This window comes from Criblamydia sequanensis CRIB-18, assembly GCF_000750955.1.
In the GTDB taxonomy this organism is placed as follows: Bacteria; Chlamydiota; Chlamydiia; order Chlamydiales; family Criblamydiaceae; genus Criblamydia; species Criblamydia sequanensis.
In genome coordinates this window covers 171,706-186,438 of sequence record NZ_CCEJ010000005.1, presented here as the reverse complement: position 1 = coordinate 186,438, position 14,733 = coordinate 171,706, and the positions used below count along the sequence as shown (strand labels likewise).

Sequence of the window (14,733 nt, the reverse complement as noted above, 5' to 3'; positions counted from 1 at the left end):
CCTCAAAAGATAGATTTATATTTCTGTATTGTGGTAAGCTTTAAAATCTATTCTGCCTTAATGTTACAATAGATTTCTTTCGAAAGAAGTCTCATAAAAATCCTACACATACCGAGAATATTTGTTCTATCGAGAGCAAGGTTGACTATGCATATCAATCATTATTTCGATCATTACTTTGATGATTTAGCTTTTAGCGGGTTAAGAGAAGATCTGACAAGTTTGAGTTTAAAGACGCTAAAGAAAGATTTTCAAGCAGGCTTAACTGTAGCTTTTCTAACGGTTCCGCAGACAATGGCTTTTGCTTTTGTGACCGGTTTGCCGCTTTCATCAGGTCTTTTCGCAGCGATTTTTTCAGCTTTTATTGCCTCCCTTTTCGGCTCTTCAAGACATTTAGTCGTTGGCCCAAGCAACGCCATCGCTATGCTTATTCAGTCAGGTTTATCTGCAGTCCTTTATACCCATTATAGAGAACTTACAGGGATTGATAAGGAGATAATGGCCTTAAATATCCTCACCCAATTAACCCTTCTTGTAGCGTTTATTCAAGCAACTTTTGCTTTTTGCAAGCTCGGCCGGCTTACGCATTTTGTAAGCCACTCTGTTATTGTCGGGTATCTTCTTGGTGTGGCCGTGGCCATTGTTGTAACCCAGCTTTATGTTTTTTTAGGGATATCGCCTTCCATCCATGCTTATGCGGTTTATGAAAAGTTATTGGATGTCATCGCAAATTTAGGAAAGACAGAAGTCCCTGCCATAACGACGAGCTGCTTAAGTCTTTTTATTCTTATTTTTATAAAGAAATGGGATAAGCGGCTTCCGGCCGGGGCTCTCATGCTTGCCCTTGTCAGCTTTATTTTGTGGAGCGAAAAGAAAATGGCTTTTACGGGTTTTTTCGGGATCATAGATCCCTTAACCGAAGAAGAAGCCGCCTTAGTGCCCCTTGTCGGAGATAACGGCATGATTCTTTCGGCAAGCCCTGTTTTGGCATTTCCTTACTTTCATATTAAAATTCTTAACGAGCTTCTCCCATTCGCTTTTGCAGTTGCCCTTCTTAGTATCTTAGAGTCGACAGCTGTTGCAAAAGCTATTGCTGCAAGCTCAGGGCAGAAGTTATCTGTAAACCAAGAAGTGCTCGGGGTTTCTTTGGGAAATCTTGTTTCCTGCAGTTTAGCGGCCCTTCCGGTGTCCGGCAGCCCTTCAAGAAGCGTTCTAAATTATGAGGCCGGAGCTGTCACAAGATTTGCAGCTTTATTCGGGGCACTGCAGGCAGGGGCCATCGTATTTATTTTTGATAAGTTCATTTCAGAAATTCCTTTGCCGGCGTTAGCGGCTTTACTTGTTGTTACCGCGTTTAAAATTGTTGACATCAAGCAGTTAAAGTTATGCTTAAAAGCGACAAGTTCGGATGCTTTTGTTTTATGGGTAACTTTTATTTCATGTCTTTTGTTTAGTCTGGATGTGGCTTTTTATATTGGTGTGATTATTTCAATTACCCTTTATTTAAAAAAAGCGGCGATGCCGCAGTTAAGCGAATTCTCTGTGGATGAAAAAGGCGTTTTACAATCTATTGACGCAAGAGATGCCCTCGAACAAAAATCTATCCGTTTAATCAAAGTGGAAGGGGAGTTATTTTTTGGCGCCGCAGAGCTTTTTCAAACGACCCTTAGAGCGTTTGCCCATAAAGGCAAGGGCCCTTGCGTTCTTATTTTGCAGCTTAAAAATGCCCGGGATATGGATGCAACCGCGTGTCTTGCTTTAAAGCAATTAAATGACTACCTAATCAGCAAAGGTCACCATCTTGTCGCTTGCGGAATGATGCCGGGCGTCCTCGAGGTGTTTGTAGATTCCGGCATCGGCTATGAAATGGGCGAGGAAAATCTTTTTCCTTTTGACCCAAGGTACCCCAATCGCCATACTCAGCTCGCTTGGCAAAGGGCTAATAAACTTGTTGAGGAAGATCAGGCTTTAAACCAAGAAAAAGGTCAAAATATCGTCCCTATAGAATCGATTGCATCTCCGGTTAAGGAAGGTGAAAAAGAATCTTTAACGCCCGATCTTTTAAACCTTTAGTAAAAAATCTTCTTGTCGTTACAAACCTTTTTTTTAACAATCGAAATGGCTAACGCTTGAGTTAAAAATCCAAATAAGGTTAATTAAAATTAGGGGTGGAAAACGCCCTTTTGTATGAACAAGTTATTTATTTTCTTGATAAAGGTCAAACATGCGAAAACAAATTCGGAAAATTCCAATTCATGCGGCGAGCAAAGTAACTGCCCTTGTAGCTTTTGTGATCTCAGCCCTTTTTTGCATTCCTATCGCTCTTTTTGGTCTTTTCTTCGGGGAGGGGGATACGAGCTTCTTTTTCGGTATTCCTATCTTTTATCTCATTTTCTCGTATCTTTGCACTGCGATATATTGCTGGATCTATAATCTAATCGCCCCGCATGTCGGGGGAATAGAGCTTGTCCTTGATGATGCGCCGGTCTCTAAAAAAGAATTGGAATAGATAGACATAAAGAAATTCCCGGTTTGCCGGGAATTTCTTAAAAGTGTTATTGAGCTCCCAACACAAAATAGGCAGGGAAGGCGAAATCGAAATTCGGTCTTGAAGCGGCTTTTATAGAAACTTCCGTCCCTACATAATCTTGCAAATTCACAAGCGTACTATAGAGGAACGCTATGGGTCTGCCGTTTGAGCTCACAAGAAGATAATCCCCAGGCTTATTTTTTACATTACGGGTATAAGGCTCAATCGTTCCTTTAAGTTCGATGGCGCGATCCAACTCTTCTCTATAAAAAGAAGACATAGGCCCGTGTCCATTTCTTTCAGCCCATGCGGCATAATACCCTTGTTCTACAGGAACCCATAAAGGAATGGTGCTGCTGCTGTTATTAGAGAAAGCGTCATAAGTGACTTTTTGTTGAAGTTCCTGAAGCCTCTTTTCTTGCTCTTTAAGCTTTACTTCGAGGTGGCTTTTTTCTTTTTTCAGGTCTTCTGCATGTCGTATAGAATCAGAGTGGGACTCAAGATATTCTATCTTCTTTTTCAAATATTCGTCCTTAAATCCTGCAAAAAGTTCTTTCGCTCTAGCCTTTTGCTCTTCAAATTCCGGAAAATCGCGGATGATAGAGTCATATTGGTTGGAGATTAAGCTGTAGCTGATATCCGGAAAAGGCCCTTTTAAAGCTTCTTTGCCATCAAGGTAGGCTTTCTCAAGGCGGGAGTTGACTTCCACTTGCTTTCTTTGCAAAGTCGCCATTAAATTAGCATCGCCAACTTTTTGAATGTAATCGCGGCTTACAAAAAATTGCGCTGTCTCAGGAAGCTTAATTTCGTACCATTTATTATTCAAAGGGCTGACCTTGCCAGTTACTTTATCGCCTGAAGTCAATTGGGCAATAACCGGACTTTCAGTGCTCGGGTCAAGTCTGACGTTCACACGGTTCCCTTCAATTACGCCATCCAAAACAAAAGTCCTAAAGATGTAGCCTTTGGTATTTTCAGGAGGTTTAATGGCGTAAAAATCTTCCTCTTCCCCGTTTACCAAGACGAGGTCTCCCTGAGATAGTTCTTTAACGATAGAACTGTCAAGCTGCGGGGAGAGACGAATGCGGACTTTATTTTTGGTTACCTTACCTGTAAAAGGAGAAAAAGGTAGTTTCGCCTGTTTTTGCATTTGCAAATTTGATTGGGTGTTAGTTTGCGTATCCAAAGCACCCTGAAGCGAGCTGGTTAGTGGTAGATAAAAAGCGAGAGAGGCTAAGATTCGAAGAGACCGGTTTCTCATGATCGACTCCATTTCATGTCATTGATTGCGAGAGCTTTTAAATAAATTAGTTACCTCGAAATTTGGATTCATTAAAGAACGTCTTCTCGGGTAAACCAAAACAATAAGGGGTCATATTAAGATTTTTGACGTTTTAAAACAAGCACTCTTGCCTTAGTGTGCTTGGAACAATTAAACAACACAAAAATAGTAATGTTCTTGAAATGGTTAGGCCATAGGCTTTTCCTTTCAAAATCAGAATCTGCAAGCTTAAAAAACTAAAAGCTTTTTAGAAACGTTATGGCTTTCCTTTAATTTAAATAAACTTTTCTTTATGATAAGTAATAATTCATAAGACGCTAATACTAATCAACCTTGCACTGATTGGCTCATGGAAAAAACTCCTTATTTAAACCTTTTTGAAAAAATCTTAAGCGAAAAGCAATTTAGCAGCCTGGACTCTTTCCGCGAACCTGAAAGCTGGAAGGGGATGAGCTTCAATGAAAAGGAGCTTTTAGCGATCCTTTTTGTTTTGCAAGGAAATGACTTAGCGGCAAAAGGCGATCAGACTGCCGCTTCAAAAAATTTCAAATTAGCTGCAAAAGCTGCCCCGAATAGTGCGAAAATTTTCTTTAAACTTGGCAATTCCTATATAGAAATGGGGAAAAGTCTTAGAAATTTAAAGTCAGCTTGCCGCTATTATCAAAAAGCATTGACACTCGACCCTAATTTTTATGAAGCCTGGGTCTTTTCGGCTTTTGCCGAAACGATTTTTTCAGAACTTTGCCAAGATCCAAAACTTTTTCATGAAGCTCAAAAGAAATTTGAAACCGCTTTAAAAATGTGTCGTGATCTCAAATTCGATGAGGATAAAGAGACTGCCCTTTTCTATAAATGGGGGCTATCCCTTTACCGGAAAGCTAAATTAAGCGGGGAGCCTTGCGACTATAATCAAGCGTTATTAAAGTTAAGAGCAGCCTCCTGTTTTAAAGGGAACTCATCCGATTTCTGGAATGACTATGGCAATATTTTAGCTGAGCAAGGCACCCTTATCGGGCAATTAGATTATTTTAAAGAAGCCAAATATTCCTATAGGCAATCCCTCAAGTTAAAGCCGAATCAGATGGCTTGCTGGCTAAACTTAGCATGCTCTAGCATGAAGCTATATGAAAATTCCTTTTCGGATGAGGACTATGACGAAGCCGAAAAAGCCTTTCAAAAAGCATCCGAGCTTGATTCCAATAATTTAACCTTATGGCTTTTTTGGGGCAGCCTAGAGCTTCTCTCTGCCAAAGTGACAAGAGATGCCGACAAATTACATAGCGCCATTGAAAAGTTTGAGCTTGCAGATGTCTGCGAGCCTAATAACCCTGAAACATTGCTAAGGCTTGGCGAAGCTTTGATGAATCTTGGAGCGCAAGAAGAGCAATTTGAGATATTAAAAGAAGCTGAAGAGAAGATCCAAAGAAGTTTAAGCTTAGATAGTGAAAGAGCGGAAACATGGTACTTTTACGGACGCTGCTTTACAGAGCAAGGGCGCTACTTTCACGACATTAACTTTTTTGTTAAAGCCATTGAAAAATACCACCATGGGTTAAGAGTCGATCCCTCATTCCATGTCTTCCATTATGGAATAGCTCTTTGCTACATGGAAATGGCAGATCATAAAATAGAAAGCGAATACCTTGAGTGCAGCATTAGGCATTTTGCAAGGTTATGCGAATACCCTTTAACTTTGCCGGCTCAATTTTGGCTCGATTATGGGATAGCCCTTTTAAGGCATGCAGAACTAAAACGCGATAAGGTATCAGCTGAGCTTGCAGTTGGAAAAATTGAAAAATCGCTTATCTTGCAAGAACATACTTTCTTATCGCCCCTGTTTATGGACACCCTTTTCAATTATGCTTCCGCCATACAAATTCTCGGCGATTTAATTGAAGATCCGATGCAGCTTGAGAAGGCAGTAAAATTCTTCAGCCACATCATCAAAGAAGAGCCCTCATACACGCCTGCTCGAATAGGCCTTGCCCATTCTTTATTTCATTTAGGGGAGATGCTCTCGGATGCCGATTGCTTAAAAGAAGCCTGGGATGTATTTGAGCAGATTCTTTTGGAAGATCCAGAGGATGAAATGGCTTGGGGGGATCTTGGAGCCCTTATCGTAGCATACGCAGAGCTCACGAAAGATCCGATTAAGCTTGAGGAAAATCAATGGCTCATGAATATTGCAGAGCAAAAATTACAAACCTCCGCCTATCTTGGCAATGAAGGAGCTTACTATACGCTAGCTTGCGTTCATTCCATTAAAGGGAATCTGCTTGAATCCCTTCATTATATTGAAAAAGCCATTCAAGCAAGGGCTTTGCCCCCTATTGAAGATATTATGCATGATGATTGGCTTTGCAACTTAAGATCTTCACAAGAATTTAGATTTTTACTTTCCCGATTTTTTAAAGATTCAGCTTAAAAATTTTGAGGGCTTAAGATGGAAAATGAAAAAGCTTTGCCAAGAGGGCTTTTTTACAATACATCCCCGCTTGGACTTGGCCATTTGCAAAGAAGCCTCTATCTTTCAAAATGGCTTCTAAGCTCCTTTAAAATTGATTATCTTCTAGGCAGTTTGCCTCTTCTGCCAATGCCTGAATCTCCCAATTTCACATTGCTCGAACTTCCTCCCTTAACTATGCCTTGCGATGGAGCCCCTTTGCAAGATCCAAGAAATGAAAAAAGCGAGCAGGAAATCCGATTATTAAGGAAAGAATACATAAAAAAAAACATCACTAAAAAATATGACTTTTTCATATGCGAACACTTTCCCTTTGGAAGGATTGGGCTTCAGAGCGAAATTCTCTTTCTTATCCACACAATTAAAAGTAAAAATCCCTCTTGTTTAATCACTTGTTCTTTTAGGGGAGAGAAGAAAATCCCGCAGGGGCTAATACAAAATACAGAAGCTTTGCTTCAAAACGTTTTTGACTTTATTTTTGTTCACATAGACCCTGAAGCCACCCCTCCTTTTGATCTTCTTGATCTTTTTTTAAAATTCAGAAAAAAAATCTATTTTACAGGTGTTGTTGTAGACCCCTTGGAAGCTAAAAGAGAGAGAAAAAATAGTAATCAAATTATCGTTAGCATGGGGACCGGCACTTATGGAGATGAATTTATCCGCCTTCTCTTAAAAACGGCGCCGCTTTTAAAAGATTACGACTTTCATTTTGTAATAGGTCCAAAAATTCAAGATTCTCTTAAAAAAGAAATTGAAGAAAGGGCTATAAAAGAAAAAAATGTGATTTTATCACCCTTTACATCCAGATTTATTGATAAATTAAAAGAAAGCGCCCTATCGATTAGTTTCGGGGGAGCTGGAACCATAAGCGATGTTCTCCAAACAAGAGTCAAAGCCCTTGTTTATCCGCATCCAAGTCAAGATGACCAGATTGAAAGAGTGAGAAAATTAAAAGCAAAAGGCCTTGTTTCAGAAGTTCTTGCAAATGACTTAAGTGAAGAGAGATTAAAAAGTTTAATACTCGAAGCCTTAAATAAGCCTTCTTCAACTAGCTCAATACAGTTGACAGGGGGTCTAAATACGCTCAAAAAGCTACAAGAGTTACTAAGCTCCTGATTGCCACCCCCGTTGACAAATTATCCGGCTTTTGATTTTTTCTTAAGAAAAAGGATTCGGCATGGAACCTTCTAAAAAAGACGAAAAGCTGCGCGTGCTTTATCTGATTCAGGAATACCCCCAGTTATCGCAAACTTATGTCCATGAAGAGGTTGAAAGTCTTAAAAACGACTATGACATCAAGATTTTAACTTGGAAGAGGCCAAACCTTTTAAGAAAAGACCCTCACCCTTACGAGTTTATCGAACGTCCCGACCAGTTTCTGGCAAAAGCTTTAGCTTTTAAGCCTCATATCATGCATTCGCATTATTTTCATCAAATTGAAGTTCTTGAAGGCATGGCAAGACAGCTTAGAGTTCCCTATACTTTAAGAACCCACTCTTTCGATATCTTAAAGCCCAAGCAAGAAAAACTAGCCTATCTAGCTAAGATCACACATTCTCCTTATTGTCTTCGCGTCCTTTGCTTTCCTGACTTTAAAGAGCGCCTTTTAAATCTTGGCATCCCGGAAGACAAGCTTTTTTCTTCTTGGCCTGTAGTTAACTGCAAAATTTTTTATAATCCCGAGAAACCTGCAACCAAGCATAAAATCATGAATGTCGGGGCCGCCCTGGATAAAAAAAATTATAAGGGTTTTATAGATTTGGCAAGCCTTATGCAAGGGAGCGGCAATGAATTCAATTTGTATGTCATGGGTTATGAAAAAGACAAACTTGTAGCATATAACGAGTCCAAAGGCCGTCCTGTAAAAACGATCACTTCTGTTGAATATCGGGAAATGCCGGCTGTTTATAGAGCCCACGACTGGCTAGTATATACAGGGGATCCCTCCTTAAATACGATCGGTCTTCCCATGGCGGTTGCTGAAGCGCAAAGCTCGGGGATTGGAGTTTGCTTGCAGGAAATGCCCGGGCGAAAGGAAGCTCTTTTAGACTATCTTGGAGGAGCAGGCTTCTTATTTAAAACAGTGGAGGAGCTGCCTGAAATTTTATCAAAGCCCTATCCTGATGAGATGCGCTTAAAAGGACTTGAGAACGCAAAAAAAAGCGATATTAATGTCCATAAAATTCTTCTAACAGAAGTCTGGGATCGTTTAAATAAGCCTTAACCCTCAAGGGTTAAGGCTTAAAGAAGTATTATAGACCGCGCTCTTTTCGCTTTCTATCCGTTTCATTTAAGACTCGTTTTCTTAAACGGATTTCAGAGGGGGTGACCTCAACTAATTCATCATCTTCAATGTAGTTGATGGCTTGCTCTAAAGTCATTTGAAGAGGCGGGGTTAAAATAATGTTTTCATCAGAACCTGAAGCTCGAACGTTAGTAAGCTGCTTTGCTTTTGTCACGTTGACAATTAGGTCATTATCCCGGCTATTTTCACCGACTATCATGCCTTCATAGACTTCATCGCCAGGTTTTACAAAGAGGGTGCCTCTCTCTTGCAAGTTAAAGCAGGCGAAGCCGTTTGTTTTGCCGGCGCAGCCTGAAATCATAACTCCTCTAAGACGTCCCTTTAGCGGGCCTTTCCAAGGAGCATAACCTTCGAAAATTGAAGTTAAGATGCCAAGACCTCTTGTTACCGTTAAAAAGTCATTCCGGTAGCCCATCAAACCTCTTGTCGGAATTAGAAACTCCATTTTTGTGATGCCATGCTCGGTTGTGCTAAGATGCTGCATCTCTCCTTTTTTACGGGAGAGCTCCTCGATGACTTGGCCTGAATAAACTTCAGGCACTTCTACGTAAACCTTTTCAATCGGCTCATGCTTAACCCCGTCAATTTCTTGTGTAATCACGCGAGGTTTTGAGACGCTAAATTCAAAACTTTCACGTCTCATGGCTTCAATTAAAACAGCAAGGTGTAATTCGCCTCTGCCTGAGACAGTTATGCGATCGTTGTCATTCGCGTCCGTTTCAATTTTCAAGGAGATATTAGCCTTCTTTTCTTTTTCTAAACGGTCACGAATCTTATTCATGGTCACGTTCTTTCCGCTTTTTCCGACAAAGGGGCTATTATTAACTGATATTTCAACAGATAAAGTAGGCTCTCCGATATTGATCGGGGGGAGCTGAACCACCTCTTTTGCATCGGATAGAGTGTCGCCGATTGTTACATCCGGCATTCCGGAGATAATCACAATATCGCCGGCTGAAGCTTCATCAAGTTCTACCTTATTAAGGCCAAGATGGCTCTGTATGCGGGTCACTGAAAAGAAAATAGGTTTTCCGGAAACATTTGTCAAAGCAAGATTCTGCCCTTTTTTTACAGTTCCATCAAGAATTCTACCGCAGGCTTGTCTTCCAACGAAATCATCATAACTGATGGTTAAAGCTTGCATTAAAAAGGGATGTGAGGGGTCACCTTGAGGCGCCGGAACTGCTTCTACAATCAGTTCAAAAAGAGGCCTCATATCTATTGACGCATCTTCCAGGTGCTTTTTAGCAAAGCCGGTAAGGCCCGAGGCATAACAGAATTTAAAGTCTAGTTGCTCATCGGTTGCGCCAAGCTCTGTAAAAAGATCAAAAGTTTCATTTAATACCCTATCCGGGTCTGCGTGAGGCCTGTCTACTTTGTTAACAACAACAATCGGCCTTAATCCCATTTGCAAGGCTTTTGACAAGACAAATCGGGTCTGCGGCATGGGGCCTTCTTGCGCATCAACAAGTAAAAGGACGGAATTGACCATCCCTAAAATCCTCTCGACTTCACCGGAAAAGTCCGCGTGTCCAGGGGTATCGATGATATTGATTTTATAATCATCGAAGGGAAGAGAGGTGTGTTTTGCGAAGATGGTGATGCCTCGCTCTTTTTCTTGGTCGTAGGAATCCATCATTCTCTCACCCATGTCTTGGTTATCACGGAAGAGTTTGGACTGATTAAGAAGGCTGTCTAATAATGTCGTTTTGCCGTGGTCAATGTGAGCAATAATGGCAACATTACGTATTTTTTGAGGTAGAGGCATGTTTCACCTAGAAATAATTAATTTTTGACAATGGAAATGTTTTTTGTCTTTTTTGAAAAAAAATCGTGAAAGATAAAAAGATTTTATAAATTTTTTAAAATTTATTCAATCAAAAAGGGGGTGTTATCACAGAAATTAGGCGTTAATTGGATGAATTTTAACAATAAAGTCTGTATAATAAAAATAGAGGATTTTCTCTCATCTCGAGATATTTTTTTCTTTTAAAAGAGGAAATCTTAACGCTTTTTGAAAAAAAGGAATAATTCACAAGCCTTTTTATTTAAGCCCAAGTGAAAAGTGATGACTTTAAGTGAATAAAAAGGCTGATTGAACGAATCTTCGATAGTGAAATAAGGAGCGTTCAGAATGCTTAATTTTAATCAGGGATCGCCTTTTCAATTCGGTAAAGAAAGCGGTCCATCTCCGACTAATATACCGATCTCCGGGCAGCCGAGCGACACACCGCCAGTGACACAAGTGACTCCCTCGATAACAAGTGATACGATAAGCCCCTGGCAAGCCGGAAGCATAGCGACAAGTTCGGCAGGTTTTAATGACGGCCCTATCTCGATTGCCGAGTTTTCAAAGATTGTTCAGACTATTCTTGATAAGGCTAAAGAGACTCAAGAAGAAAGCGAAATTAAGGATACTATCTTTAATAAAGGCGTCTCTTTCAGGATTTCCTACGAACTGCAACTTCTGAAAATGCTTGGTTCAAGAATTTTTGATATTGGCCAAAGCATGAAGGATATTTCCAGCACATTAAACAGCCAAATCGACGCAATCAATCAGTTAAGCCAAGTCGTTTATCAAGGGCAAGCTGCCGCAAAACAGGCTGCTAAAGATTATAATCAAGCCGTCGCTAATTTTAATAATCCTGATAGTCCTGATTATCAGAATGCCGCAAAACTTGAACTTGCAAAAAATAACTATGATCAGTTTCGACAGGCAAGGCAAGGCGAAGTGGACGCCTATAATAATGCAGTGGCTCTCTTTAATGCGGAAATAGACTCTAATAATGCTAGAATTCAGGACCTGAATTCTAGTCGGTCAACAGCCGGGATGCCCTCTCTCCCTCTTCTCGAGAAAGCAAAACCCTATCAAGGAGGGGTTCTTCAAGAAGCGGTTCTTGGCCAATCGGTGGCTTTGCCTCAGCTGCTAGCAAAACCTCCGGATTTAATTAAAATGCCGAGTACATCAACTGCTGACTTGATGAGACAATTCTACTGGCCGGTTCATGACTCGGTCATAGGTTTTATCCGCGAGTATACAAGAACTCTAGATGTGAGTCTTTCCTTAAATGGGTTTGAGCGCTTTACTCTTCGTAAACTCCTTCAAAGCTTGCCAAGCATCATGTTAATGCAGCTTGCAACGGGGGCGCTTGGAGCGGATCTTAGCGGCAAATCTCAATTTCCAATGGGTTCTCCTTTTGTTGAATCCATTATGAGACGGGTTCTCTCTTCCGCTTTATTAAACTCCATTTCTCTTGGTCTTGGACAAAATATTTCCAAGGGCTTTGAAGCAGCTCTTCAACTTTCATCTATAGCGCTTCTTGCAAGATCGGCTTTATTCGCCTCGACTCTTCCCGCTTTATCCCTACTAGGAGATCGGCTTTCAAGACTTGGGTTAAATGCGGCAGGAATGAATATGGCACTGACTGCAGCTTTCCTTGGAAGGATCCGATTTTCAACTTCAAGAAGCGGCATTCGTAGGTCCATCTTGAATTCCATTAATAGCGATCCCGCTTTAAAGAACCTCTCTTTCGGCCAAAAAAGAAGACTTGCAAAGGAGCTTACAAAAGCCCTTCAATCCTCTATCTTAAGCAGCGCCTTTTTGAGCGCAGGGATTGCCCTTGGATTGCCTGGACTTGCTTCTCAATTAACCGGCCTTGCGCTTCAATTTGCAGGACTAAGCGGCCTTCTTCCCAAGTCCACCTTTAATTCTCTTTTAAATAACCGGGTGGCGGGGGCTTTAGGCCAGGCGTTTATTGCAAGCGCACTCATCGGAAAAGGGTTGCAAGAAGGTTCAGCTCTTCGATTAACAGGAAAAGCAATCGCGAGCACTCTTGCTTTAGGGCCTTTTCCAAGCGCGCGCGAGTTCACAACCACGTTAGCAAACCAGTTAAAGTTACTCGGGATTGGCAATTCCGCTTTTGCTAAAAGTTTAGCCATCGATTTTACAGCTTCGTTACTTGCTGCAAATCCGAAGACTTCACTTTCCGGATCTTTCCTGGATGCATCTCTTTTTCTTGGGCTGATAAGCCGGGAACTTTTCTTAACAAACGCGGCTGTAAATCAGGTATTGACAGGACTTGAGCCAGCGCTTGCCGGAAATTATTCAAAGACAGTTGATGCTCTTCTCTCAAATAAAAGTCTTGCTTCTTCATCAACTTTAAGAGAAGTCAGAAGCGCTATGGTTTCAGATTTAGTTTCCCAAGGGGTTTCTCATTCTAAAGCCTGGAGGATGGCTAACAATTTTGTTAAGATGATTAAAAATGGCGAAGCGTTTTCATTAGCTTTGAGCTTAAATAATCCGGTTTTAAATACAATAAGAGGACTTATCGCTTTAAGCCTAGTTTCAGGCGGCTTTAATCAATCGGTTGCAAACAAACTTATCGAGGGTATTATACAAGCTGCTTTAACAAATCCTGCAGCATTAAGCGGGGCTAATTTCTCAAGCAATGCAGCGCTTGGCTTGATTCTGGCAGGCGCTGGCAGACAGGGGCTTGTTGAAAAAGCTGTAGCTCAAGCTCTTGTTGCGAAAGGCTATTCTTTAGAGGATAGTTTAAAATCTGCCGGCGCCATTGCAGGTGCCCTTTTTATCAATCCTGCGGTCCTCTCTTCTACCGAGTTGATTAGAGGCTCTTTAACCAATGCTTTAGTTTCTTCAGGATTAAATCTCTCGCCAAGGGAAGCATTGAATATCGCAAAAGAATTGGCCAAAGACGTACATGGAATAACATCTAATGCTGAGAATTTACTGACAAGAGCCCTTGTCAATAACGGAATACCAAGAGAGCTTGCCAAAGAGATTGCTTCGACTATAAAAGACGATTTTTCAAGCGGGGAATTAGGCCTTGGATCATTACAGCGATCTTTTAGTGATGCGATTTCAAAAATTCTTGTTGCCGGCTTGCTTTTTGATTCGGCAACCGCAAACTCTATTGCTTCAAGTTTAATTTTAGACGATATCTTTAAAAGAGGTCCTTTATCAACCGCTTTAACAGAAAAGCTCTTTGAAGGGGGCTTTGCAAGGGATGAGCTAAGCGCTAAAATTGCAGCTGAGACAATTATTAATTTAGCCCTGCGTATTCCTGATTCGCTTTCTTCAGATACAGCCCTTAGAAAAGCAATCATAACTGCTGCTGCTTTAACGTTAGATGTGGATATGGCAACCGCAAGGGATGTGGCTGCAAATATTACGCTAAACTCTCTTTTCCAAAAAGAAACTCTAAAAGAGCAGTTGACAGAAGCTTTCCTTAAAAATGGAGTCGGGGATGCTAATTTTGTAAAACTTTTAGCAAGCCTTGCCCTGGATACTATTTTTAATAATTCATCTTCTCCGGAGGATGGATTTAAATTAGCCTTGCAAAGCTACTTATTTGCAAACGGGTTGCCTCTTGCAGCAAGCCTTGGAATTGCAAATGATCTATCCCTAGAGCAATTTATCACCGTTGCGATCATACAAAATGAGCTAAAAACCGCTCTTTTAAATAGCGGGAAGTATTCCGAGACAGAAGCAGACCAGCTAGTTAAACAAGTGATTTTTTTATTGCTATCTAATCCTCAAGCTTACCAAGGGGAAGCTTCTTTTAAAGAAATATTAAGCGATATTCTCTTTGCAAAGCTCGGATTGGATGAAAGTACAGCAAAAGAAATTGCGTTCTCTCTAGTTCTTGATAATTTAGTTAACAGGGATGACATCCGAACCAATTTAAAAGCGACGCTCATTGCAAATGGATTAGATCCAAAAGAAGCTGATTTGATCTCTATTAAACTATCTGAAACCTTTTTTCCTCTAGGAAATCCTGGAATTGAAGGAACAGCTTCTGAAAATGTCGTACAGCTTCTTGCTTTAGCACAAAGCTTAGGTGGAACTGAAATCACTAATTATATTTTAGCGAGTTTATTAAGCGGCAAATTAATCGAAGACCCGGATCTTAGAAATCAAGCGGCTAAACAAATAGCCCTTTCTGTTTTAACCAACCCCTTAAGTTTTGAAAGCGATCAATCTTTTAGGGAGGTATTCAGGGATGCGATTTTATCCAATATAGGATCTTTGGATGTCGATGGCGCAGAGAAAATAGCTTATGGCTTGCAAATTAGCGATGCCATCCGTTTAGAAGTTTTAAAACAAGCAATTTTATATGCGGGGGCGTAAATTG

At 40.7% G+C, this 14,733-nt stretch carries 8 protein-coding genes; 6 read left to right on the top strand and 2 right to left on the bottom strand.

The window, feature by feature from the left end; all coding sequences use genetic code 11:
- The first annotated feature begins 147 nt into the window (after positions 1-147).
- Positions 148-2,073 (top strand): SulP family inorganic anion transporter, encoded by a 1,926-nt coding sequence (locus CSEC_RS06730; protein ID WP_053331859.1) that lies wholly within the window; start codon positions 148-150, stop codon positions 2,071-2,073.
- A gap of 151 nt (positions 2,074-2,224) precedes the next feature.
- Positions 2,225-2,509: a hypothetical protein gene (locus tag CSEC_RS06725; RefSeq protein ID WP_041017676.1), complete on the top strand. Its 285-nt coding sequence runs from the start codon at positions 2,225-2,227 to the stop codon at positions 2,507-2,509.
- Positions 2,510-2,555: 46 nt separating this feature from the next.
- Here the strand turns inward: CSEC_RS06725 and CSEC_RS06720 are convergent, their stop codons facing one another.
- Positions 2,556-3,791, bottom strand: a complete 1,236-nt coding sequence (locus CSEC_RS06720; RefSeq protein ID WP_053331858.1) for an SH3 domain-containing protein — start codon at positions 3,789-3,791, stop codon at positions 2,556-2,558.
- A 370-nt stretch (positions 3,792-4,161) separates the two neighbouring features.
- Between CSEC_RS06720 and CSEC_RS06715 the strand changes: the two genes are divergently transcribed.
- From CSEC_RS06715 to CSEC_RS06705, 3 genes are all read left to right on the top strand, one after another.
- On the top strand, positions 4,162-6,237 hold the full coding sequence (locus CSEC_RS06715; RefSeq protein ID WP_041017675.1) for a tetratricopeptide repeat protein: 2,076 nt from the start codon (positions 4,162-4,164) through the stop codon (positions 6,235-6,237).
- Between the two features lie 18 nt (positions 6,238-6,255).
- Positions 6,256-7,392, top strand: a complete 1,137-nt coding sequence (locus CSEC_RS06710) for a glycosyltransferase (RefSeq protein WP_041017674.1) — start codon at positions 6,256-6,258, stop codon at positions 7,390-7,392.
- Positions 7,393-7,453: 61 nt separating this feature from the next.
- The gene (locus CSEC_RS06705) at positions 7,454-8,500 is read left to right on the top strand and encodes a glycosyltransferase (protein ID WP_041017673.1); all 1,047 of its coding nucleotides are present in this window, start codon (positions 7,454-7,456) and stop codon (positions 8,498-8,500) included.
- Between the two features lie 28 nt (positions 8,501-8,528).
- On the opposite strand, the gene typA is transcribed toward CSEC_RS06705, so the two are convergent.
- Positions 8,529-10,349: a translational GTPase TypA gene (gene typA / locus CSEC_RS06700; protein WP_041017672.1), complete on the bottom strand. Its 1,821-nt coding sequence runs from the start codon at positions 10,347-10,349 to the stop codon at positions 8,529-8,531.
- A gap of 366 nt (positions 10,350-10,715) precedes the next feature.
- Here typA and CSEC_RS06695 point away from each other — a divergent pair, with 366 nt between their 5' ends.
- Positions 10,716-14,729: a hypothetical protein gene (locus CSEC_RS06695; RefSeq protein ID WP_041017671.1), complete on the top strand. Its 4,014-nt coding sequence runs from the start codon at positions 10,716-10,718 to the stop codon at positions 14,727-14,729.
- The last annotated feature ends 4 nt before the right edge of the window (positions 14,730-14,733 follow it).